At 57.0% G+C, this 21,224-nt stretch carries 24 protein-coding genes; 18 read left to right on the top strand and 6 right to left on the bottom strand.

The window, feature by feature from the left end:
- Position 1: 1 nt before the first annotated feature.
- The 7 genes from A7J50_RS08645 to A7J50_RS08620 are packed head-to-tail and all read left to right on the top strand — an operon-like array spanning position 2 to position 7,386.
- The gene (locus A7J50_RS08645) at positions 2 to 1,171 is read left to right on the top strand and encodes a phage tail sheath protein (protein WP_064451422.1); all 1,170 of its coding nucleotides are present in this window, start codon (positions 2 to 4) and stop codon (positions 1,169 to 1,171) included.
- Between the two features lie 57 nt (positions 1,172 to 1,228).
- On the top strand, positions 1,229 to 1,744 hold the full coding sequence (locus A7J50_RS08640) for a phage major tail tube protein (protein ID WP_064451421.1): 516 nt from the start codon (positions 1,229 to 1,231) through the stop codon (positions 1,742 to 1,744).
- 49 nt (positions 1,745 to 1,793) lie between these two features.
- Positions 1,794 to 2,129 (top strand): phage tail assembly protein, encoded by a 336-nt coding sequence (locus A7J50_RS08635; protein ID WP_064451420.1) that lies wholly within the window; start codon positions 1,794 to 1,796, stop codon positions 2,127 to 2,129.
- A gap of 8 nt (positions 2,130 to 2,137) precedes the next feature.
- Positions 2,138 to 2,257, top strand: a complete 120-nt coding sequence (locus A7J50_RS30510) for a GpE family phage tail protein (RefSeq protein ID WP_080520579.1) — start codon at positions 2,138 to 2,140, stop codon at positions 2,255 to 2,257.
- Positions 2,247 to 5,684 carry a phage tail tape measure protein gene (locus A7J50_RS08630; RefSeq protein ID WP_082895848.1) on the top strand — a complete coding sequence of 1,146 codons (3,438 nt, stop codon included), beginning with the start codon at positions 2,247 to 2,249 and terminating at the stop codon, positions 5,682 to 5,684. Before A7J50_RS30510 ends, A7J50_RS08630 begins: the two co-directional genes overlap by 11 nt.
- A gap of 5 nt (positions 5,685 to 5,689) precedes the next feature.
- Complete coding sequence (locus A7J50_RS08625) at positions 5,690 to 6,130, top strand: phage tail protein (RefSeq protein WP_064451419.1); 441 nt, start codon at positions 5,690 to 5,692, stop codon at positions 6,128 to 6,130.
- Positions 6,127 to 7,386: a phage late control D family protein gene (locus tag A7J50_RS08620; RefSeq protein WP_064451418.1), complete on the top strand. Its 1,260-nt coding sequence runs from the start codon at positions 6,127 to 6,129 to the stop codon at positions 7,384 to 7,386. The genes A7J50_RS08625 and A7J50_RS08620 overlap by 4 nt, the downstream gene beginning before the upstream one ends.
- Positions 7,387 to 7,434: 48 nt before the next feature.
- On the opposite strand, the gene A7J50_RS08615 is transcribed toward A7J50_RS08620, so the two are convergent.
- The 3 genes from A7J50_RS08615 to A7J50_RS08605 all read right to left on the bottom strand — a co-directional run bounded on the left by A7J50_RS08615 (position 7,435) and on the right by A7J50_RS08605 (position 9,841).
- The gene (locus A7J50_RS08615; RefSeq protein WP_064451417.1) at positions 7,435 to 8,817 is read right to left on the bottom strand and encodes a KAP family P-loop NTPase fold protein; all 1,383 of its coding nucleotides are present in this window, start codon (positions 8,815 to 8,817) and stop codon (positions 7,435 to 7,437) included.
- Between the two features lie 347 nt (positions 8,818 to 9,164).
- A complete protein-coding gene (locus tag A7J50_RS08610; RefSeq protein WP_064451416.1) occupies positions 9,165 to 9,509 on the bottom strand; it encodes a DUF2511 domain-containing protein in 345 nt (114 codons plus the stop codon).
- Between the two features lie 11 nt (positions 9,510 to 9,520).
- Positions 9,521 to 9,841 (bottom strand): helix-turn-helix domain-containing protein, encoded by a 321-nt coding sequence (locus tag A7J50_RS08605; RefSeq protein WP_064454877.1) that lies wholly within the window; start codon positions 9,839 to 9,841, stop codon positions 9,521 to 9,523.
- An 84-nt stretch (positions 9,842 to 9,925) separates the two neighbouring features.
- Between A7J50_RS08605 and A7J50_RS30505 the strand changes: the two genes are divergently transcribed.
- The 9 genes from A7J50_RS30505 (at position 9,926) to A7J50_RS08560 (ending at position 15,662) form a co-directional block, all read left to right on the top strand.
- Positions 9,926 to 10,138, top strand: a complete 213-nt coding sequence (locus A7J50_RS30505) for a DNA-binding protein (RefSeq protein ID WP_082895847.1) — start codon at positions 9,926 to 9,928, stop codon at positions 10,136 to 10,138.
- Positions 10,139 to 10,167: 29 nt separating this feature from the next.
- Positions 10,168 to 10,641 carry a YmfL family putative regulatory protein gene (locus A7J50_RS08600; protein WP_064451415.1) on the top strand — a complete coding sequence of 158 codons (474 nt, stop codon included), beginning with the start codon at positions 10,168 to 10,170 and terminating at the stop codon, positions 10,639 to 10,641.
- Positions 10,638 to 10,931, top strand: coding sequence for an ogr/Delta-like zinc finger family protein (locus A7J50_RS08595; RefSeq protein WP_064451414.1), 294 nt, complete (start codon positions 10,638 to 10,640; stop codon positions 10,929 to 10,931). The genes A7J50_RS08600 and A7J50_RS08595 overlap by 4 nt, the downstream gene beginning before the upstream one ends.
- Positions 10,928 to 11,302, top strand: coding sequence for a hypothetical protein (locus A7J50_RS08590; protein WP_064451413.1), 375 nt, complete (start codon positions 10,928 to 10,930; stop codon positions 11,300 to 11,302). The genes A7J50_RS08595 and A7J50_RS08590 overlap by 4 nt, the downstream gene beginning before the upstream one ends.
- A gap of 70 nt (positions 11,303 to 11,372) precedes the next feature.
- Positions 11,373 to 11,618, top strand: coding sequence for a hypothetical protein (locus A7J50_RS08585; RefSeq protein ID WP_020302910.1), 246 nt, complete (start codon positions 11,373 to 11,375; stop codon positions 11,616 to 11,618).
- Between the two features lie 11 nt (positions 11,619 to 11,629).
- A complete protein-coding gene (locus A7J50_RS08580; RefSeq protein ID WP_208604465.1) occupies positions 11,630 to 14,428 on the top strand; it encodes a toprim domain-containing protein in 2,799 nt (932 codons plus the stop codon).
- A gap of 62 nt (positions 14,429 to 14,490) precedes the next feature.
- Positions 14,491 to 14,778 carry a hypothetical protein gene (locus A7J50_RS08575; protein WP_064451411.1) on the top strand — a complete coding sequence of 96 codons (288 nt, stop codon included), beginning with the start codon at positions 14,491 to 14,493 and terminating at the stop codon, positions 14,776 to 14,778.
- Positions 14,779 to 14,860: 82 nt separating this feature from the next.
- Complete coding sequence (locus tag A7J50_RS08570; RefSeq protein WP_064451410.1) at positions 14,861 to 15,121, top strand: hypothetical protein; 261 nt, start codon at positions 14,861 to 14,863, stop codon at positions 15,119 to 15,121.
- Positions 15,122 to 15,386: 265 nt separating this feature from the next.
- A complete protein-coding gene (locus tag A7J50_RS08560; RefSeq protein ID WP_064451408.1) occupies positions 15,387 to 15,662 on the top strand; it encodes a pyocin activator PrtN family protein in 276 nt (91 codons plus the stop codon).
- Here A7J50_RS08560 and A7J50_RS08555 read toward each other — a convergent pair.
- Entirely contained in the window at positions 15,637 to 16,788 is a 1,152-nt protein-coding gene (locus A7J50_RS08555) for a site-specific integrase (RefSeq protein WP_064451407.1), read from the bottom strand. The two genes, A7J50_RS08560 and A7J50_RS08555, sit on opposite strands and share 26 nt — an antisense overlap.
- A 103-nt stretch (positions 16,789 to 16,891) precedes the next feature.
- On the opposite strand from A7J50_RS08555, the gene dusA reads away from it, so the two are divergent.
- Both dusA and tal read left to right on the top strand, forming a co-directional pair.
- Positions 16,892 to 17,902, top strand: coding sequence for a tRNA dihydrouridine(20/20a) synthase DusA (gene dusA / locus A7J50_RS08550; RefSeq protein WP_064451406.1), 1,011 nt, complete (start codon positions 16,892 to 16,894; stop codon positions 17,900 to 17,902).
- Positions 17,903 to 18,387: 485 nt separating this feature from the next.
- Positions 18,388 to 19,314 carry a transaldolase gene (gene tal / locus A7J50_RS08545; protein WP_064451405.1) on the top strand — a complete coding sequence of 309 codons (927 nt, stop codon included), beginning with the start codon at positions 18,388 to 18,390 and terminating at the stop codon, positions 19,312 to 19,314.
- 141 nt (positions 19,315 to 19,455) lie between these two features.
- Here tal and rssC read toward each other — a convergent pair whose 3' ends face one another.
- The gene (gene rssC, locus A7J50_RS08540) at positions 19,456 to 19,938 is read right to left on the bottom strand and encodes an anti-sigma factor antagonist RssC (RefSeq protein ID WP_010566476.1); all 483 of its coding nucleotides are present in this window, start codon (positions 19,936 to 19,938) and stop codon (positions 19,456 to 19,458) included.
- Positions 19,938 to 21,119 carry a two-component system response regulator RssB gene (gene rssB / locus A7J50_RS08535; RefSeq protein WP_064451404.1) on the bottom strand — a complete coding sequence of 394 codons (1,182 nt, stop codon included), beginning with the start codon at positions 21,117 to 21,119 and terminating at the stop codon, positions 19,938 to 19,940. Before rssB ends, rssC begins: the two co-directional genes overlap by 1 nt.
- Between the last annotated feature and the right edge of the window lie 105 nt (positions 21,120 to 21,224).

The raw sequence follows: 21,224 nt of genomic DNA, 5'->3' as shown, positions 1-21,224 counted from the left end.
CATGGCCGATTATCTCCACGGCGTGCGGGTCATCGAACTCAACGACGGCACCCGCCCCATTCGCACTATTCCCACCGCAGTTATCGGCATGGTTTGTACGGCTGAGGATGCGGACCCGCTTGTTTTCCCACTGGACACGCCCGTCCTGCTCACTAACGTACAAACAGCAGTCGGCAAAGCCGGCGTCAAGGGCACCCTGGCTGCGAGCCTGCAAGGCATCGCAGATCAGACCAAGCCCTACGTCATCGTGGTACGGGTCAAGGAAGGTGCCGACGAAGCGGCCACCACCAGCGCTCTGATCGGCGGCACCACTCCGAACGGCCAATACACCGGCATGAAAGCCTTGCTTGTAGCCAAGTCACGCGTGGGCATGACGCCGCGCATTCTCGGCGTGCCAGGCCTGGACAGTTTGCAAGTGGCCACCGCCCTCGGCGCCATTGCCAAAGACCTTCGCGCCTTTGCCTACGTCAGCGCCTGGGGCTGTAAAACGAAAGAAGAGGTTGTCGCTTACCGCGAAAACTTCGGCGCCCGCGAAATGATGGTGATCTGGCCGGACTTCCAGAACTGGGACACTGTCGCCAACAAGACCACCACCGCCTCGGCAGTAGCCCGTGCTCTCGGCCTGCGGGCCAAGATCGACCAGGATACGGGCTGGCATAAAACTCTTTCGAACGTGGCCGTAAGCGGCGTCACCGGCATCAACGCCGATGTGTTCTGGGATCTGCAAAACCCGGCCACCGACGCCAACTACCTCAACAGTAACGACGTCACCACGTTGATCCATGCCAACGGCTTCCGCTTCTGGGGCAGCCGTACCTGCAGCGACGATCCGCAGTTCGCTTTCGAAAACTACACGCGCACTGCGCAGATCCTCGCGGACACCATGGCCGAAGCGCATATGTGGGCCATCGACCGCCCTATGCACGCCTCGCTGGTACGCGACCTGGTCGAAGGCGTAAACGCCAAGATGCGCGAGTTGAAATCACAGGGTTACTTGATCGGGGGCAGCTGCTGGTATCCAGACGACATCAACACCAAGGACACCCTCAAGGCCGGCAAGCTATGGGTGGATTATGACTACACCCCAGTGCCGCCGCTTGAAGACCTCACCTTCCGCCAGCGAATCACCGACCGTTACCTGATCGACTTCGCCAAGGGCATCAACAGCTAAACCGGGCCTCCCCGCGAGGGGAGTTCACCCTGAACACGTATCCCGGAGAAAACCGCCATGGCAATGCCACGCAAGCTAAAAAACCTCAACCTGTTCAATGACGGCAACAGCTACCTAGGCTTGGTGAAGTCCCTCACCCTGCCCTCCCTCGGCCGCAAGATGGAAGCCTATCGCGGCGGCGGCATGAACGGCCCGGTCAAGGCTGACCTGGGCATGTCCGACGACGGCATCCAGTTCGAATGGAAGACCGGTGGCCTCGACCTGATCTCTCTGCGCCAGTTCGGCGCCGTCAACGCCTCCAGCGTGGCCCTGCGATTCTCTGGCCCCTACCAACAGGACGACACGGGTGAAACGAGCAACGTGGAAGTGGTCGTGCGAGGTCGCCACGAGACCATCGAGATGGGCGAAGCCAAGGCAGGCGAAGACACCGAACACTCCATGAAAACCACCTGCAGCTACTACAAGCTGACCGTCGATGGTGAAGAAATCATCGAAATCGACCTGCTCAACTTCGTTGAGAAAGTCAATGGCGTGGACATGTTGGAGAAACACCGCAGCGGCATGGGCATCTGACCCGCCCGCTCGATAACGCCTCATCCTTTAATTGCCAGGAGCAAATCCAATGAAAGACGAAACCATCGAGCAGCCCGACGTGCAGCAGCTGGCCGACGACAACACCGTCACCCTCGACACTCCAATTCGTCGAGGCACTACCACTATCGACACCATCACCCTGCGCAAGCCGAACTCCGGCGAATTGCGCGGCGTGAGCCTGGTAGAGCTGCTGCAGATGGACGTCGGCAGTTTGATCAAGGTTCTGCCACGCATCAGCGCACCGAGCCTCACCGCTGTAGAAGTTGCAGGCATGGACCCGGCCGACCTTCTGGCCTTGAGTAGCAAAATCTCTGGTTTTTTGTTGCAGAAGTCGGCGAAGACGGATGCATCCCTCGTCGCGTAGAGGACGCCATGGCCGATCTGGCCGTGGTTTTTCACTGGGCACCGGCTGATATGGATCAGTTGGGCCTGCAAGACCTGATGGACTGGCGCGAGCGCGCTAGGGTGCGGAGTTCCACTGATGGCGAATGATCTGAGGCTACAGGTGCTGCTCAGCGCCATCGACCAAGCCACGGGACCACTGAAGAAAATCACGGGCGGCAGCCAGGAAACCGCCCGAGCGCTCAAGGCTGCACGTGACCGCCTGAAGGAACTCAACACCCAGCAGCGCGACGTCATCGCCTGGCGCGAGCTACAAGCCGCTACCAAAGCCACCTCCGAGGCACTGGCTGCGAACAACTCGAAGGTAGGCGAACTCGCCCGCACCACTGCCAAGGTCCGTCAACAGCTCGCACCGACTCAAGCACTTTTCGAACAGTCCCGGCAGAAGGTTGACGCTCTCAAAACCAGTCAATCCGACCTCAAGCGCGAACTCACCGGAACGCGTAACGCTTTGGGTTTGCTTGGCGACGAACACCGTCAATCCGGCAGCCAGATCGCCGCCCTGAATGCCGTGATGCAAAAGGGCAATGCCCTCACTCGCAAACAGCAAGCCGAGTACATCCGACTGACGGCTGCTCAGCGCGAGCGTAAAACTCAGCTGGATCAGCTTGCAGCCAAGGAAAAGACCTTGGCAGACCGCTACACGCTCAGCACCGCGCAGCTGCGCACCAGTCGCGCCGGCCATTCCAGTCTGCGTGACGAAATTCTCCGGTTGGAAACTCCGTTCAAAGCCCAGCTCACTCTGCTCAAGCAACACACCGCCGAGTCGAAGCGCTTGGGCGAGCAGTACGGTCAGCAGCAAGGGAAGCTATCTGCCCTGGGCACGCAGTTGAAAGACGCTGGCATCAACACCAATGCCCTGGGCGCTTCCGAGTTGAAACTCAAGCGGGACATGGACATCGCCACCCTGGCGATCAAAGCGCAGATGGACCAGCTCGACGCGCTGAAACGCAAACAGGACAGCCTGGCGAAGGCCCGTGCCACCTACGATAAAACCCAGAACATGGCCGGCCGCATGGCTGTATCAGGTGCCGCCGGTCTCGGTGTGGGATACGCCGCAAGCCGGCCCGTGGCCTCTGCTATCAAGGCTTTTGCCCCGAATGAGGACTCTGCCACGCAGTTGAAGGTGTCGATGATGAGCGACACTGGGAAGGTCTCTGAAGACTTTCAAAAGATCACGGACCTGGCCACCAAACTTGGCGATCGCCTGCCCGGTACCACGGCGGACTTCCAGAACATGATGACCATGCTCCGACGCCAGGGTCTCAGCGCTCAAAGTATTCTCGGCGGTACAGGTGAAGCAGCTGCCTACCTGGGCGTTCAGCTCAAGATGGAAGCCACTGAAGCGGCTGAGTTCGCCGCCAAAATGCAGGACGCCACCCGCACCACCGAGAAGGACATGATGGGCCTGATGGACACCATCCAGCGCGGTTTCTACGCAGGCGTGGACCCAGGCAACATGCTCCAGGGTTTCAGCAAAATCGCGCCGGTGATGGACGTCATCAAAAAGTCAGGGATCGATGCGGCCAAGGAACTGGCACCGCTGCTGATCATGATGGACCAGGCCGGTATGGAGGGCAGTTCCGCCGGTAACGCCTTCCGTAAAATTTTCCAGGCTGGTTTGAATCAAGACAAAGTCGAGAAAGCCAACAGCATCGCAGCTGGCGCGAACAAGGGCGTTTCGCTCAAATTCACGGATGACAAAGGCAACTTTGCTGGCCTAGAGAACCTTTACGCTCAGGTGGAAAAGCTGAAGGTTCTGAACGATTCAGACCGTACGGCCGTCATCAGTAAGCTGTTTGGCGACGACGCTGAAACCATGACCACCCTGAACACAATGATGAATAAGGGGCTGGCTGGATACCAGGAAGTACAGCAGAAGATGCAATCCCAAGCTGATCTGCGCACCCGCGTCAACGAGCAGCTCGGTACTCTGACCAACGTGATGGAAGCAGCCGAAGGCAGTTTTACCAACGCCATGGCCGAATTCGGTGCTGCTGTTGCGCCCGAATTGAAAGACCTGATCAATACCCTGGGTGAAATCGCCAACAAAATTGGCACCTGGGCGCGGGAAAACCCAAAGCTCGCCGGTGGACTTGTCAAAGTCGTGGCGGCCGTAGCAGCCGCAGCGGTTGTATTCGGCACATTGGCCCTGACCATGGCGAGCATGCTCGGCCCCTTCGCTGTGCTGCGCTACGGCATGGCGATGTTCGGCATTCGCCTGGGGGCAATAAAAGCCCAGTTGATCGGTACCCGCGTAGCAGCAGCTGGGGCAGGTGTCGAGGTCGGACGGATGGGACGAATCTGGAAAACGTTGACCGCAAGCCGAGCAGCCGGAGGCATGATGAGCGTCATCCCCTCCCTGGTCAGTTCCGCTCGACTGGCCGCAGTCAGCGTGCTGCCAATGCTCAGCGGTGCGATCAGTGCGGTCGGCGCTGCAATCCTCGCTACACCGATAGGTTGGTTGATTGCAGCCGTCGCCGGTTTGGTGGCGGCTGCCGTCCTCATCTACAAATACTGGAAACCGATCAAGGGATTCTTTCTTGGTTTTTGGCAAGGGCTCACAGAAGCCCTGCAGCCAGTACTAAGTGGCTTCAGTAAGTTCGGTGGATTGCTTGCCAGCCTGGCCAAGGCCGCCTACTCCATTCCGGTTGTGGGTTTTGCATTGCAACTGCTCGGCAACATCGTCCGCCCGCTGTTTAACATGATCTCGTCCGGTATCAGCACTGTGATCGGGTGGTTCAGCAATCTTTTGACTCCGGTCGAAGACGTCGGCGGCGCGGCGCAGTCGATGGGCCAGCGCTTTGGTTCAGCCTTCGGCGGCATGATCATGACTCTGCTACAGGGCATCGGCTCGATCGCCACCGGCGTAGTCAATATCTGGACCACCATCAAGGCTAGCTTTGACCAAGGCCTCGTGGGCATTGCGCAACTGATCATCAACTTCAGCCCATTGGGCTTGTTCTATCAAGCTTTCGCTGGGGTGATGAGCTACTTCGGCGTGGAGCTGCCAGGGAAGTTCACAGAATTCGGCAGCATGATCGTCAACGGCCTGGTCAACGGTTTGACAGCAGGCCTCGGCGCCGTGAAAAACGCTATCGGGTCCATTGGCGATTCCAGCATCGGCTGGTTCAAGGAAAAGCTCGGCATTCACAGCCCGTCTCGGGTGTTCGCTGAGCTGGGCGGCTTCACTATGGAAGGGCTGACAAAAGGTCTGGAGGGTGGACAGAAAGGGCCGCTCGACGCCTTGTCGAGCATGGGCAAACAACTGACCGCCGCCGGCACGCTAGCCCTTAGCACGACAGCCATGCCGGCGTTGGCGGTTGATGACCGTCCCCCCATCAGCAGCGCGGGCGCATCGACGCTATACGACAGTCACGACACTTACCAAATCACCATCGCTGCAGCGCCTGGTATGGATACGCAAGCCATGGAAAAAAGCCTGCGCGCCATGCTCAGCAAGATTGAAAACGAGAAACGCGCCCGTCAGCGCAGCAAGCTATCGGATCGGGATTAATTGCCATGATGCTCAGCCTCGGCATGTTCGTGTTCAGCCTATCGACCCTCGCCTACCAGGAGCTGCAGCGCCAGACCAACTGGCGCCATGCCAGCAACAGTCGCGTCGGCGCGGCTCCTGCGCTGCAATTTGTTGGCCGTGGCGACGACACCATCACCCTCCCCGGTCTACTTTTGCCGGAGCTGGCCGGCAGCATTCTCAGCCTGGATGCTCTGCGTTTGATGGCGAACACTGGCAAGGCCTGGCCGATGGTCGAGGGCACCGGGCGGATTTATGGTTTGTGGGTGATCGAAAGCCTGAGCGAGACGAAGACCTTGTTTTTCCGCGACGGCACACCACGACGTATTGAGTTCACCCTGACCCTGAAACGTACAGATGATGACCGTATCGATCTGCTCGGAGCTGCTACCAGCACCGGCCTGAACATTCTGCGGGGGTTGCTGTGATTGATGCCGCGATCTCCAAGGTCACCGGGTTCCTCAAGGACACGGCCGAACGGTTCGTCAGGGACGCAGCTTATCCCGTGCCAGCGTTCCGCCTGATGGTCGACGGCAACGACATCGCTCACCTGGTAAACCCGCGTTTGATGACCTTGGGGCTGACCGACAATCGTGGCGTGGAGGCCGACCAGCTCACTATCACGCTGAGCGACCACGACGGCCTGTTGTCGATACCACCAAAGGGCGCAGTACTTCGTTTGTGGTTGGGGTGGAGCGACACGGGCCTAGTGGACAAAGGCACCTACACCGTAGACGAAACCGAACATAGCGGCGCCCCGGACGTGCTTAGCATCCGCGCTCGCTCGGCCGACCTGCGCAAGGGCCTGAAAACAAAACGCGAACGTAGCTGGAGCAACACCACGCTCGGGGACGTGCTGGGCGATATAGCCATTGGTAACGGTCTGACGGCCACCATCGCCGGGGCACTTGATGGGTTGCCCATTTTGCAGCTCGACCAGGCCAATGAATCAGACGCCAACCTGATCAGCCGCCTGGGCGAAGAGTTCGACGCGGTGGCCAGCGTCAAAGCCGGATGCCTGCTGTGCCTGCCGGCGGGCGGCGGCAAGACCGCAAGCGGCATGGACCTGCCGCACATCACTCTCACCCGCGCCGACGGCGATCAGCACCGCTACCTGCAAGCCGACCGCGACAGCTACGACGGCGTGCGCGCGTATTACTACGACGTGAACAGCGCCAAGAAACAGGAGGCCATTGCCGGCGGCGGCGAGAATCTCAAAGACCTGCGCCATACCTACAGCGACCAGCAATCAGCATTGCGCGCCGCCCGCGCGGAATTTCGGCGCCTACAACGCGGTAGCGCCACGCTCAGCTACACCCTGGCTATGGGCCGGCCGGACCTGATCCCAGAGCTGACCTACACGCTTCAGGGCGTGAAGGAGGAAATCGACGAGATCATCTGGTATGGCGGAAACGTGGAGCACAGCTTGACCGCAGACGGCGGCTACACCGTGAGCTTGGATTTGGAGAGCAAAACGCCAGAGGACAATGTCGAGGATTTGGCTGAAGAAAATAAGGGCGATTACACAGGGGTCATCGCGTACTACCGCGACCATAAAACCGGGAAGGAGAAGACGGTTACGGCGGGGGATCAGGCGAAGCCGAGGCGGTTGCGTTGGCTGTACGCCAGTGAAAAGACAGCCAAGCGGGCGGTCAAGAGAGAACTCAATAGAATGAAGGTTTAGTTACATGGAAAACGCCGTTTTCTGCCCCCCGACAGAAAACAGCTAATCTTAGGATATTCTATGCGCAAGTTCTACCAACTTCTTGTAGCTCCTGATGATATCCAATCTCTGATAAGCCTCACGAAGAACGGAACTTCGCCACCCCTGAAAGTTATTCATCATCTGCCTTAGTTCGTCATTCCCACAATTAACAATTCGAGTGTAAAACTTGGCAAGTTCGGCGATAGACTCATGCCCGTCGGGGAAAGTATAGTTCACAGGAACAGCTGTCGCATCAAACAAGTCAACTGCTGCACTAGCCTTGCTCTCAACACCTAAAGCATGATACAGATCATCACTCGCAGCCTTAGAAAATATTAAATAAGCCGCCCAAAAATAATGGAAGTTATGTGAAGGCAAAGCACTTGCCATACTGTTTATCTGCTGAGCGTATCGAAGCATCTCCCTAAGCTCAACCTTAAAATATTTGGCCAGACCTACAAGTATCAATGCATACTCGGGGTAATTACTTTCTTCGGCATATATAGTTCCGCTTTTCGGCTCAAGAGGGGACTCAAGTCCGTATGCATTTGCATAACCAGTCGTGCTAATTTGCAGAGCCACACATGAAAACTGACACTGAATCTGCTTCGCAATTACAAGAATATTCGAGTTATCCAAACGGAATTCAGCATCGAAAAATCTACTCAAATATCTTTCAGAATAAAATTTTTCTCCATAAACCGCTCTTACAGAGTGCGCCAGCTGTGTTGAGTCGGAAGCTACAATAAATCGGCAATCCTCCAGTTCAAAGAAGTGCTTAACCCGCTCTAAGAGTTCAATAGCGTACGTAGGCCTGCATCTATCCAATTCATCAATAAAAATAAAAGCGGGTGTGCGCAACGTTTTGTTCTCAGTAGCCTGAGACAATTTTTCAAGAATAGCTTTTTTGAAATCCCGAACGTGAATTGCGGTTTTAGATTGTTCTTTTATCAGCGCCTCTACAACGCCTCCCACCGCTTCCCCCGCATCGTCTACTCCTTCTTTACCCAAAAGCTCATCCACTTCAACTCCTGAAAATTTCTTGACAAGACCCTTGGCAATTAGAGGCGCCGCTTTTTTCATAAGCTCGCTTACAACTTTAATTACATTCTTGCCCGCTTCGGTTGATCCGAGCGAAACATCATCCATTGTCTGCTGCTCAATACATGTCACCAAAGCTATTAATGGCTCAGCTGTATAATCAGTTTCCCAAGCATTAAAAAAAATACAAACATGCTCTTTACTAAGTTCTTCTTTCCAACGACTCAAGAAGAATGACTTACCCGCCCCCCAGGGAGAGTTAACATTTAACACCTTAATATGTGGATTAGCGAGAAGGTAAGATGTTAAAAATTCTGCACTTGGCTGACGTTCCATCAGATCGTCGGCCCAAATCTCACTCGAGTCCATGTATCGCTAACTCCTGTAAAAACCAATGATGCCCGACAATCTGTCGGGCTATATTTTAAAACATGTTCAGCAAAACGCTAATAAATCGTAATATGTCTGATTTTTGCTCATTATCAAGCAACCTGTAGAGCTTCACAATTTTCAGTTCGTGCTCATTTAATTCCGACCATTCAATTGCTTCAGACTGTTCGACATCTACCTTTTTTATCACCGACATGTGTCACTCCATTCAACACGTTCGGACGCCCGATGCCAGAATCGGCACCAACCAAAGCGCCCGGGGAGTGAGCAATTTTCAGCATGTTTGACTGTGTCATCAGCCTACTAAATGAAAAATTCATTACAAATTACGCATCACCGCAAAGCGCCTGAGCACGCTGAACGATATCGCTGTAATCCATCTTGATGGATGGCATCGTAGGATTGGGCTTGGTTATGTCCTCGCCGTCCGACCAGCCGTGATCCTTTGCATGACTCCTGGCACTTCCGCTCAATGCGTAAACGGTTCCGTCCGAGGTTCGGGCCAATGCTTTGGGCGATGGTCCAAAGCACAACAGGTCAACGCTAGCGACCGTAAACGGCCAATCGTCGCCATAGTCCTTGCTGGAAACCTTCAGGCTCTTTCTCTCGGCACCACACACACCCGAAGCAAGCATTGCCAGCACCACTATAGATAACGTCATCCGTTTCATGTCCAAAGTCCTTAATTTTTATTTGTAAAAGCCCTTAGCAGGCGCATCACCGCCCCCCTGTCCTCGTTGCCCAGGCTCCGTACGTGCATCACGACTTCCAAGTCATCGTTGGATAGCTGACTTTCGCCCTTAATAGAGCGCTGGCCGGTCACCACGTAAAGAACATCCACCCCTTGTTCAGCGACCGCTGCCAGGTAACTGGCATCCGGGCTGCGCTCGCCCTTTTCATAGTTGTACTGACTGTTTTTCGAGGCACCAGCCTTCGCCGCAAGCTCGGTCTGATTAAACCCCAAGCGTTCACGCTCTTCTTTTAGGCGATCACCAATTCCCACAAACGTCTCCATGACGAGTTGACATTCCCACATTCATGGGAAATACTTCGCCTGTAATCACACGAAATCACACGAAACGAGACTATGCCGAACGCATACCCCACGGAGCAAGCGTGCCGAAAAGCACGTGAGCGACTCGCGCATCAAGGCCTCTCTGCCAAAGACTGGGCCGATCAGCACAATTTAAACCCGTCCACGGTGTACGCCGTCTTGAACGGACAGAAGAAATGTTTGCGGGGCGAGTCCCACCGTGCTGCGGTGTTGCTCGGCATCAAAGACGGCGTAGTCACAAATTAGGCCTGTTGGCTCAGATAGGAAACCAGAAGATGAAACGTCCAGTTCTAGCCAACCGGAAAGACGTAGTCAGCGCCGTGATTGGCGCTTATCCAGGAGGTCGGTACTACGCTGCAACTGACCTCGGGATGCCGATCAAGAAGTTTGATAACCAGGCCTATGAGAACGCTGGCAGTCGGCCGCTCAGCGACGAACATATCCATCGCCTCGAGCGCGTTGCAGGTACGTCATATCTCGCTGACTACATCACTGGCATGTATGGCGGCATGTTTGTACCCGTCGCGGTGCCTGAATCGCTGGATAACGTCGAGCTGTACAACCGCTCTGTAAAAACCGCTGCCAAGCGCGGGTTGGTTGACCAGATCATTGCCAAAGCGCTGGACGACGGTGTCATTGAGCCTAGTGAAGCCGAAGTAATCGTGTCGGCCCTCATGAAGTATATGTCCGCCCGCTACGCCGAAGTGCTAGCGACCATCCAACTGCACGGCGGGGGGTTGGCTGGGTGAGCACTTACAAACTTGTTTGCCCTCACTGCCACGGCCGCATGCGCATCCGCACCAGCGAAGGCCAACACATCTTTCTACGTATCACCTACATGCAATGCACCAACGAGGCCTGCGGCTGGGCGGTGCGTGCTGAATTTCAAATGACCCACGAACTGAGCCCCAGCGGCATGCCAAACCCGGCTGTACAGCTTCCGGTAGCTGACGTGGTCATTCGTCGCCAGGCAATGAAAACCGCCAACGATCAGCCCGATCTGTTGGACCAGTTGGAAATGGAGGCCACAACCGTATGAAAGCCATCACCCTGACTACCAACCCCGCCAGCGATTACCGTGCGGCAATGCAACAAGCAGCGGTGGCTTACCTCTACCGTCATCGCTGCGAGCATCTTGCCGGTGACACTCAGTTGCTCGACAACTGCGTACGCTACCTGACGCTCTCACTTGAAGTCCCTCAGCACCTGGTGCACCGCATTGCTGAACTGGCGGTGGCCGAGTTTGAAAGCATGACCTGCAAGCGTGTGGCCTGGCTGGGCATTCATCCCACCAGCGGCCCCTTCCGCCCGGTGATCTTGTTGCTCGACAACTGCACCCAACAGCGACATCCCGTTTCAGCACGCTTGCTCCCCACACGCCTGCTGCTGACTCGCAACCTCCCGCACTAATCCAAAACCCTCCCTGTTTGATGCCCGCACCGCGTGGGTAGGGGAAATTTGCAACTTACTGGTGGCCGAAATGAGCAAAATCACCATAAAACTGGAGCTGGACGAACAACAGGCGCAGCACTACCTGTTGTGGTTGACCAGCCAGTACGAAGTCACCATGGCTGATATTTGGTACTCCGACCGCTACCGGAATGTGCCAAGTGGTCAACGGGCGCCGAAGGTGCTTGAGGACTTGCCCTACCTGGCAGGCATCTGCAAAACGCGCAGCGAGCTGAAAAAGCAGCTCGTTGTTACGGCTGCGGAGCATGTGCAGTGATTCGCAAGCCCATGGAAGACAAGATCCGCGCCGACGTGCTTCAGCGCCTGGAGTCTGATTACGGCCTTCAGCACATGAAAGGCACGCATTACATGCGTAAGGGCACCTGCCCGCAGTGCAATCAGAAACGTTTGTTTTCGCGCCACGATGAACCCTGGTTCATCCGCTGTGGCCGCGAGAAAAATTGCCGGTACATGGCTCCCACCAAAGAGCTTTACCCGGATCTGTTCGACGATTGGAGCAAGCGTGCACCGGCCACCCGAGAAGAGCCTGCCGCCAGCGCAAAGGCATACCTGACATTTGCCCGAGGTTTCCGCGTTGAGCTGATAGAGGACTGGTACACCCAGGAAAGCTACTTTGATCGCGATCTGAATATTGGCTCTGCCACCGTGCGCTTCCCTCTGGAACACGGCGGTTACTGGGAGCGCTTGATTGACCAACCGTCACGGTTCGGTAAGAAGAAGGCCCGCTTCCAACCCCTCAAGAGCTACAGGGGGCACTGGTGGTGCCCGCCGTGCGTGGATCTGCTGGAAGTAAATGAGCTGTGGATCGTTGAAGGAATCTTCGACGCCATTGCGCTCATTCAAAACGGTATCTCTGCGGTTGCGGCGCTGTCCTCGAACGCCTTTCCAGAGGAATCGCTTAAGGCCCTGATCACCGCTCGCGGCGGTAAAATCCCAAAGCTGGTTTGGGCTCTGGATAACGAGCCAGGCGCTCATAAGTACACCCGTATGTGGGTCAACCGTGCCCGCGAACTCGGTTTTACCTGTGAGGCTGCTCAGGTGTCACAGCCTGACGCCCGCAAGGTTGACTGGAACGATCTGCATCAACGCTGGGCATTTATCGACGACGAAAAAGCCCGCGCTGATCGCATCGAAAATGACTTGAAAGAAGCCCGCCACCAGGGCGCCCTGCTAATCGCAGAAAGTGCCAGCGACAAGGCATTGCTCATGTACCAGTGGCGTGAACGGGAGGAATTCCACTTCTGTTTCGACTCCCGCCTGTACTGGTGGAAATTGGACTTGGCGAAATACAACAGCGCCAAGCAGGCCCTCGAAAAGAGCGATGGCCACGAAGCCCAGACACTCAATGAAAAGCAGCTTCGGGAGAAGGCACTGAACGTCGCCGGCTGCGTCGTCGAGATCGCCAACTGCTACCCCAAAGCCCTCTATTTCCAGCGAAACGAGATTACCGACGAGTCCTGGTACTTCTTCCGCGTCGACTTCCCGCACGACGGCGGTTCAGTGAAAAACACCTTCACGGGTGGTCAGGTCGCCGCTGCCAGCGAATTCAAGAAAAGACTTCTCGGCATGGGTGCCGGAGCCGTGTTCACCGGCAGTGGACAACAATTGGACAAACTTATGAAAGACCAGCTTTTCGGCATCAAGACCGTTCAGACCATCGACTATGTGGGCTACAGCAAGGAATACCACTGCTACGTGTTCAACGACGTCGCCATCCGCGAGGGCCAGATAATTCACATCAATGAGGAAGAGTTTTTTGAGATGGGCAAGTTGAAGCTCAAGACTCTGCAAAAGGGTGTGAAGATCAATCTGGAAAAGGACGGCAAAAAATACGATGACCAGTGGCTTGGGCTTTTGTGGCAGTGCTTTGGTGCCCAGGGCATCGTGGCGTTGACCTTCTGGTTTGGCTCGCTGTTCGCCGAACAGATCCGCGGCCGGTACCAGTCGTTTCCTTTCCTTGAGGCCACTGGCGAGGCTGGCGCCGGCAAGACCACGTTGCTCACGCTGCTGTGGAAACTCGCGGGTCGCGATGGATACGAAGGGTTCGACCCGTCCAAATCCACCAAGGCAGGCCGCAGCCGCTTGATGGGCCAAGTATCCGGCATGCCCATTGTGCTGCTGGAATCAGACCGCAGCGGCGACGATAAGGCCCACGCCAAAACCTTCGAATGGGACGAACTCAAGGATTACTACGGCGGCGGCACCCTGGCGACCAAGGGTGTGAAAACCGCCGGTAACGAAACCTACGAACCACCGTTTCGCGGCACCATCGCCATCAGCCAGAACGCCCCCGTAGTGGCTTCCGAGGCGATCATGACCCGGACCGTCAAACTGCACTTTGTACGACCGAACGTCACCGCTGAAAGCCGCGCCGCGGCAGATCGGCTCAATGCGCTGGAAGGTTCGACACTCAGCAACTTTGTGTTGCAGGCCGTGCGCAAAGAGCTGGAGGTGATGGAACTGTTCGGCCAGCGGGTTGCGGGCTACGAGGCGAAGTTGCGCAACTTGCACTCCCATTGCTTTGCCTGCGACACCCCATTCAAAGACGAGCACGGCGAATGTAGCCAATGCGGCAACAAGCTGCGCGGCTACATCCGTGTGGAGCGGATCAACAAGAACCACGCCCAAATGCTCACCCTGCTGGACTGCCTGTGCATGGTGGTGCCGCTCACCGACGCACAGGTCGAGCATACCCGCTCGCAGATTATCCGCATGGCAATTGAACGCCAGGCCTCGATCAGCTCCGACCATCCGGTGGTGGCTGAATTCTGGGAAGTTTACGAATACCTGGAAGGCCTCGACGCCGATGGCCCGGTGGTCAACCACAGCAAGAAAGACCACGTCATCGCCATCAACCTCAACGACTTCGTGAAATGCGCTGCAGAAAACCGGCAAAAAATCGCCGACGTCAGCGAGTTGCGCGAGCGCCTGAAGGACTCCCGCTCGCGGAAGCTGCTTGACGTTAACAAGGCGACCGACAGCGCGGTACGGGCTCACCAGGCCAGTAAAACCAACGCGGTAATAACCAAGCAACCCATCGTCAAGTGCTGGCACTTCCAGGCCTGACACACCAACAGCTTTACCCGTCAGGCGCTGCAACGTCTGTCACCACCCAAAGGAGAAGCACCATGCAAGTACAAGTCATCACCGGCGACGGCCAACATGGGGAGACCAACCGCCTTCGGCACCTGAAGGAGCTGAAGGCCTGGTTTAACGAGTCGGGGAAAATTGTTCATGCCGAGGCCTACGACCCGGCCGGTGTGGTCGCGATCCTAGAGGCACGCGCGGTCAGCGATAAAGAAATCCTAGTGCTGGAGTGCAGCCGAGAACAGATCCAGGCAGTCCTGGAATGGCAGTCGGCAACCGATGAAGTTGTCGAGTTTGAAAACCTGCTGCTGCACCTGGTGCGGAAGTAAAACCCAACCGGTGAAAGCCAGTAAGAAGATGGTGTCGAGGGGCTGCAACCCCTCGACACCGACCACCCAAAGGAGAAGCACCATGCAAGTGAATCAACCCCAAGGCGGCACCGCAAAGGCTACCACACCCCCACTGAAGGTCGGCGACAAGGTCAGCTACATTGAAATGAGCGGTGGCGGTCGGGAATACCGTCTCAGCGCACGTATAGGCGTGATAGTAGGGATCGACGGTAACGTTGCCACCTTGCGTGCAGCAACCGGCCGCACCATCACCCAACCACTCGACAAGCTGACACCCGACGGCCAGCCCAATGCGCTGACGCGCATGCTCATCGGAGGTTAGCGTATGACAGTATTCCTTCTTCTTTATCTGTGCATGGATGCTACCCGGACGGATTGCCAGGTGGTGAAGGTTGATAGCTGGAATGGCCCTTACGCCAATGAGCAATGCAGCGACGCCTTAAAGGGCCTGACAGAGGCAATGACTGCCCCCAATCGGGAGCGGCATCGGTTTGTTTGCGAGATCCAAGGCAATGGAGCGAAACCCGCAGAACATAAGGCTCCGCCGTCGTTCATTCATCAATCTTTTCGAATGTAAGGGGATCATCATGAAGACATCTTTCATCCTGATGGCCCAATACGATGGTCAAGCGATCATCTCGCTGGAGCTGGTGTGCCGGGATTACTTCACACACCTGACGCCGGATATGTTCCAGCGCAAGGTGATGAGTGGTCAGATCAAGCTGCCTATCACCCGCCTGGAAAAAAGCCAAAAATCTGCCAAAGGCATACACCTGACTGACCTGGCGGCTTATCTCGACCTGCAGCGCGCCGCTGCGGTTAAAGAGCACAACCAACTCAACGGGTTAAAACACGTCGTTTGAGCCACTTCATTGATGCGGCGCCCAGCTGGACGGGCGCCCTCAATATCTTCTCGTGCCATTCCCACGCCAAATAACGATCTCCCTTGCCACGCAAGTGCGTGTATCGCCGCATCGAATTCCAATCCCTGTGTCCGGAAACACTCGCCACACGTGGGATATCCCAGTCCATTTCAAACAGACGGCTGATACCTTCATGGCGTAGGTCGTGGAAGTGCAAATCTGAGATCTCCAGGAACTTGCACGCTTTCGCCCAGGATGTGGATATCGAGTCAGGGCTGTAGGGAAATATGTCTTCGCCGGCCTTGGGCATGGTCTGGAGGATCTGCCACGCTTCGTCCGGCAGATAACACCAAACATCGTTGCCGATCTTCTGACCGGGGTTTTTCATGTCGCGCACCAGCACACGCTGACCAGGCTCGTCGACGTCCGCCCAGCGAATACGGGTTATTTCATCTAGCCGACGAGTGGAGAACAGCGCAAAGCCAACGACTTTCAGCATATTGGTGACAGTCGGGCGCCTCGCCTGCATGGCCTGATAGTGCGTCAGCACCTTTCCCAGCTCGTCCAACGTCGGCCGGCGGTCACGTTCGCGGCTTTTCAGGTTGTAGCCCAGCTTCCTCAGTACCCGCCGAGCGCCGCCCATCGCGAGCGGATCGACCTGGTACCCCCACGCATCTTTGGCAATCGCCAGAACAGCCCCGAGGTGCGCCAGGTCATTACCGGTTGTTTGAGGCTGAACCCCGCCGCCCTCCTTGCTCATTCGCCAAAGAGCAAAGTCGACGAGGGTCTGGGTGGTGATGTCTGTATCGGTCAACTGGCCTAGGTATGTCTCGCCGATGGCTGTCAGCGTCGCGCGCTTGGTCTTGCCCAATGGTCGGGCTTTTTCGACCTCGACCAGGTACCGAGCATTCATCTCTTTGACCGTGGCGCCTTTGCGGGTCGCCCGCTCGATCGCACCTGGCTCATCCAGCTCCGTTTCGCGCTTACGCGCCCAAGCCTGGGCGGCCTGTTTTCGGGCGAAGGTCTGGCTCTCTTGGTAGACTTGCACTCCGTCGCGTTTGATGCGGATTTGAGCCGTGTAGCTCACAGTCCCATCCGCCAGTTTTCTTGCCCTGATAGTCGCCATATAGAAAGTGGTACGCGTCAGTTCTTAGGTGGTACATCGTACCACCGAGCCTTCAAAAACGCCTGAAAACGCCCTAAAACACGCCCAGAACACGTTGAGTAAAATGCTAGATAAACAGAGCTTTAGCCCAGCAGAATCAAGCCCCGCACTGTCTCGGCGCTTTAGCGTTGCACCCATGATGGATTGGACCGACCGCCACTGCCGGTTCTTCCTGCGCCTGCTCTCCAAGCACGCCCTGCTCTACACCGAGATGGTCACGACGGGCGCGATCCTGCACGGCGACCACGACCGTTTCCTGCGTCATAACGAAGCCGAGCACCCGCTTGCGCTGCAGTTGGGCGGCAGCGTCCCCGCTGACCTGGCTGCCTGCGCGCGTATGGCTGAGGCTGGCGGTTACGATGAAGTGAACTTGAACGTCGGCTGCCCGAGTGATCGGGTGCAGAACAATATGATCGGCGCGATCCTGATGGCGCACCCTGCACTTGTGGCGGATTGCGTGAAGGCGATGCGGGATGCGGTGTCGATTCCGGTGACGGTGAAGCATCGTATCGGGATTAATGGGCGCGACAGTTATGCCGAGTTGTGTGATTTCGTCGGGACGGTGAGGGACGCCGGGTGCACCAGTTTTACGGTGCATGCGCGGATTGCGATTCTTGAGGGGTTGTCGCCGAAGGAGAATCGCGACATTCCGCCGTTGCGCTATGACGTGGCGGCGCAGTTGAAGCAGGATTTCCCGGAGCTGGAGATTGTGCTGAACGGTGGAATCAAGACGCTGGAGCAGTGCCAAGCGCATTTGCAGGTGTTTGATGGGGTGATGTTGGGGCGCGAGGCTTATCACAATCCGTATTTGCTGGCGGAGGTGGATCAGCTGCTGTTTGGCAGTGAGGCGCCGGTGATTAGTCGGGCTGAGGCGCTGGCGCAGTTGCGGCCGTATATTGCGGAGCATTTGGCCAGTGGTGGGGCGATGCATCACATTACGCGGCATGTGTTGGGGTTGGGGACCGGGTTTCCGGGGGCTCGCCGGTTCAGGCAGTTGTTGTCGGTGGATATTCATAAGGCGAGTGATCCGTTGGCGTTGCTGGATCAGGCGGGAGAGTTGTTGGAGGGGCGGTGATTTAGTGGGTTGGGTGTCAGTGGGGTTATTTGGGGCTGACAGGCCGCCTTCGCGAGCAAGCCCGCTCCCACAGTTTTGGGTGATGGGTGTCAGCGGGATGTTTAGTGGCTGGGCTGGCATCATCGCGAGTAAGCCCACTCCCACAGTTTTGGGTGATGGGTGTCAGGGGGTTGTTCAGGGGCTGGGCGGGCGTCATCGCTGGCAAGCCAGCTCCCACATTTTGAGCTGTGTGCATCAGGTAGGTGGTGGTGGTTTTTTGAGGGCGTCATTGCTGATAGGCCAACTCCCACATTTTGCCCGGGGTGGTCATCGGGCAGTTGGGTTGAACCTGATGGTGATTTTGGCCTCCTAGTTAGCAGTACGGCCGGTGATTCAAACGGCTGTTTTCAGGTTGTTGCCCTCGCAAACGATCGAACGCATTTGCGCCCTTGAGCGCCTGCCGGCGCTCGGGTAATGTCATCAGACCCACAGGACAGAGCACGCCCATGACTTCCAAGCTGGAACAACTCAAGCAATTCACCACCGTTGTAGCCGATACCGGCGATTTTTCTACCCTCGCCAAGCTCAAGCCGCAAGACGCCACCACCAACCCTTCCCTGCTGCTCAAGGCCGCTTCGATCCCAGGCTATGCCAAGCTGCTGGATGAGTGCGTTAAGGACTGTAACGGCGACGTGGGCCTGGCCAGCGACCGTTTTGCGGTGGCGGTGGGTCAAGAGATTCTCAAAGTCGTACCGGGCCGTATTTCCACTGAGGTGGATGCCCGCCTGTCGTTCGACACTGACGCCGTACTCAAGCGTGCGCACCGTCTGATCGACCTGTACGACAAAGCCGGCGTTGGCCGTGACCGTGTGCTGATCAAGATCGCCTCCACCTGGGAAGGCATCCGCGCAGCCGAGACGCTGGAAAAAGAAGGTATCCAGACCAACCTGACGCTGCTGTTCTCGTTTGCCCAGGCCGTGGCCTGTGCCGAGGCTGGGGTGTTCCTGATTTCGCCGTTCGTGGGCCGTATCTACGACTGGTACAAGAAGGCCAATGGCAACGACTACACCGGTTCCGATGACCCGGGCGTGCAGTCGGTGACGCGCATCTACAACTACTACAAGGCCAATGGCTACAAGACGGTGGTGATGGGTGCGAGCTTCCGTAACCTCAGCCAGATTGAAGAGCTGGCCGGGTGTGATCGCCTGACCATCAGCCCGGACCTGCTGGAGAAGCTGGCGGCGGATGAAGGCAAGCTGGAGCGCAAGTTGGCACCAGGCCATGCCGGCGAAGCGCGGGTGCATTTGACTGAAGCGCAGTTCCGTTGGGAGTCCAACGAGGACGCGATGGCGACTGAGAAGCTGGCGGAGGGGATTCGTCAGTTTGCTCGGGACCAGGAGAAGCTGGAGGCGTTGTTGGCTGCCAAGTTGTAAGGCAGTCGGCGACAAAAAGGGCGGCACCTGTGAGGGTGCCGCCCTTTTTTGTGCCTTTCGCTGGTCTCAAGCCGGTCACAGTTCAAACTGTGGGAGCTGGCTTGCCTGCTCCCACATTGGAATTGGGTTTCAACTGGGAGGCTAGTGGCGTTCCAGGGCGTTGACGAGGTCGTGGAAGGCTTCGCGGTTGGACTCGTTCAGGCCCATCAGGATCTTGTGCGCTTCGAGCACCTTGATCCGTACCACTTCTTCGGACTGGTCTTGCGAAGGCAGGTCGGTCAGGCATTCCGGGCAGGGGATCGGGCGGTCAACGATGTTGAACACCTGGTCAAAACCCATGGACTGCAACAGCCGGGTGATGTCTTCGTGGGTGGTGACGACAGTCGGCAACAGGCCGACCTTCTGCCGCGACAGAATGGACAACTTGGCCAGCAAGCCAAGGGTGGTGCTGTCGATGCTGCGGGTTTCGGTCAGATCGATCACGATCGCCGAGAAATTCAGGGCTGTGAAAATCCGCTCAATCGTTGCATCCAGCGCCGAACATAAGGTCAGGCGCACTTCACCGACAAACTTCAGGACGAAGGTCCCGTCTTGCTCGGCGAATTGGATTCTTCCGGTACTCATCAAAGATTCCTGCTCAACACCAATAGGGCGATATCATCCGGCATCTCCCCTAGCGTGGCCAATCCAAAAACCTGCCGCAGGCCATCCAGGCTGCCGCCCGCCGACTTGACCTTTTCAGGCAAGGCGGCTTCTTTCTCCTTGAGTGTAGGCTCTGGAAGCAGGTCCAGGATACCGTCGGACATCAGCGTGAGGCTGAAGGTCGGCGGCAGTTCCAGGATATGGTCTTCGTAGGTGGCTTCATTGAACAAGCCCACCGGCAGACCACGGCCTTCCAGGTAACGCACACTGTCTGGAGTGTATAAAACCGGCATCGGCAGGTGACCGCCAATGCTGTAGGTCAAAAGACCGGTTTCTTCATCGATCACGCCGCCGACCATCGTCACGTGCTTGCCCAGCTTACAGCTGATCAGGCCTCGGTTGATGTGGCCCAGCACCTCGGAGGGGGTGAACTCCGGCAAGGTGCCATTGCGCTTGGATTCGAACAACAGCCGTGTGGTCATGAACTTCAACAACACGGTGACAAAAGCAGAAGAAGCGCCGTGGCCGGAGACGTCGGCCAGGTAGAACGCCACACGCCGCTCATCGACGCGGAAATAATCGACGAAATCACCCGACAGGTACAACGACGGGATGATCTGGTGCGCAAACTTGAACTCGTCGATGGTCCAGGGGCTGACCGGCAGCATGTTCATCTGCACCTGGCGACCGGCGTTCTGGTCTTCCTGGAGCAGGTTGAGGCTGGCTTCGAGTTCGCGGTTGGCGGTTTCGAGCTTTTCGCGGTAGCGCTGGTTTTCCAGCAGCAGGCGGGCACGGTCCAGCGCGCGGCGCACCGAGTGCTCCAACACGGCCAGGTCTTCCAGGGGCTTGATCAGGTAATCGGCGGCGCCCAGGCGCAGGGCCTCGACGGCGTCGTTCATCACGCCGGCACCGGACACAACAATCACCGGCGTCTGCGGGGCAAGCTCAGTCACCTGGCGGATCAGCTCGAGGCCGCCCATCTGGGGCATGCGCAGGTCGCAGATCACAAGGTCGGGCTTGTCGCGCTCGAATACCTGGAGACCCTGTTGGCCATTGCTGGCCTGCAGGACGCTGAAGCCACTGTCTTCCAAATAGGCCGCGAGGCTCGCGCGCACTACTTCGTCGTCATCGATTATCAGCAGCGTGGCACTGGTTTTTTGCATGTGGGCAAACGGCGCCAGAATTAGGTTGGCGTAGGTGGCTCGACAATGGCCGGGCTCACGTACTGGATTCGCTTTCTAGCCTCTCTGTCCTACAACGCATTGGGA

This window comes from Pseudomonas antarctica (assembly GCF_001647715.1).
Classification (GTDB): Bacteria; Pseudomonadota; Gammaproteobacteria; order Pseudomonadales; family Pseudomonadaceae; genus Aquipseudomonas; species Aquipseudomonas antarctica_A.
This window is presented reverse-complemented; position numbering and strand designations above follow the sequence as displayed.